Source organism: Brevundimonas sp. (assembly GCF_032107865.1).
Taxonomy (GTDB): Bacteria; Pseudomonadota; Alphaproteobacteria; order Caulobacterales; family Caulobacteraceae; genus Brevundimonas.
This window is the reverse complement of sequence record NZ_DAMCNG010000391.1, coordinates 1-1,230: the sequence shown is the minus strand read 5'-3', so window position 1 is coordinate 1,230 and position 1,230 is coordinate 1. Positions and strand designations below refer to the sequence as shown.

The following is a 1,230-nucleotide window of genomic DNA, read 5'->3' as shown; positions in this document are numbered from 1 at the left end:
CGCCCAGATCGCCCGCCGCAACCCGCAACAGTTCGCCGCCCGTTGAGCGAGAGTTCCATCATGCGCCCCATCACCGTCGCCGCCCTGTCGTTGTCCGCCCTGAGCCTGGCCGCCTGCTCCACCGCCATCGAAGCGGTGAAGGGGCCGGAACTGGCGCCCATCGGCTATCCCGCCGCCCTGGTCCCGGTCGAGCAGGCCTATCTGCCCGAGCCGACCTCGGCCAGCGCCAACAGCCTGTGGCGCACCGGCGCGCGCAGCTTCTTCGGCGACCAGCGGGCGCGCCGCGTCGGCGACATTCTGACCGTCTCCATCGACATCAACGATCGCGCCCAGACCCAGAACTCCACCCAGCGCAACCGCACCAACAGCGCCTCGGGCGGCGTCACCAACTTCTTCGGCCTGGAGAACAGCCTGGGCCGCGCCTTCCCCGGCGGTTTCGATCCGGCGAACATGATCGGCACGGAAGGGGCGGTGAACGCCAACGGTTCGGGCAGCGTCAACCGCTCGGAGCGGGTGAACCTGACGGTCGCCGCCGTCGTCACCGCCGTCATGCCCAACGGCAATATGGTCATCCAGGGTCGGCAAGAAGTGCGCACCAACCGCGAGGTGCGCGAGCTGACCGTGGCGGGCATCGTCCGGCCGGAAGACATCTCCAGCGCCAACACCATCCGCCACAGCCAGATCGCCGAGGCGCGCATCAGCTACGGCGGTCGCGGCGACATCAGCCGGATGCAGGCGACGCCCGCCGCCCAGTCCCTGGTCGAGCGCTTCAGCCCCTTCTGACCCGCGTTCACCGAAACGTGTGATTCCGGCCGCAGCGCATCACTGAATCGCGCGCGGCCCAGCGGAGCCGTGAACCGTTAACAAGCGACCCGCGTTTGATCTGTCGAACGCGAGTGAGCTTGTCATGCGTAAAACCGTCTTTCCCATCCTGGCCGCCGTGGGCCTGGCCGCCGTCGCGGCCCATGCGGCGACCTCTGTTCCGTCCTCGTCCAACAGCGGCTCCGAGGCCGTTCCCGGCTGGCATATGCTGCACGAGGGGCCGATGGCCAAACTGGCCTATGGCCTGCCGGATTCGGACCAGCTGGCCCTGATGCTGACCTGCGCGCCGGGCGACGGCGCCGCCGTGGTCTACGGCGACGTCCAGCCACGCAGCGCAGGCCTGATTTTGGCCTCCAGCGGGCCGCAGCCCGTCGACCCGCTGTCGAACGGCGAGGCCTTCGAGGCGCG

Annotated in this window: 2 protein-coding genes; both read left to right on the top strand. The window is 69.3% G+C overall.

What is annotated here, in order from left to right; genetic code table 11:
* Nucleotides 1-57: 57 nt before the first annotated feature.
* Nucleotides 58-783 (top strand): flagellar basal body L-ring protein FlgH, encoded by a 726-nt coding sequence (flgH, locus tag RT567_RS17030; protein ID WP_313577359.1) that lies wholly within the window; start codon nt 58-60, stop codon nt 781-783.
* Between the two features lie 124 nt (nt 784-907).
* Nucleotides 908-1,230: hypothetical protein (locus tag RT567_RS17025; RefSeq protein WP_313577358.1), on the top strand; the 323-nt coding region annotated here is incomplete at its 3' end.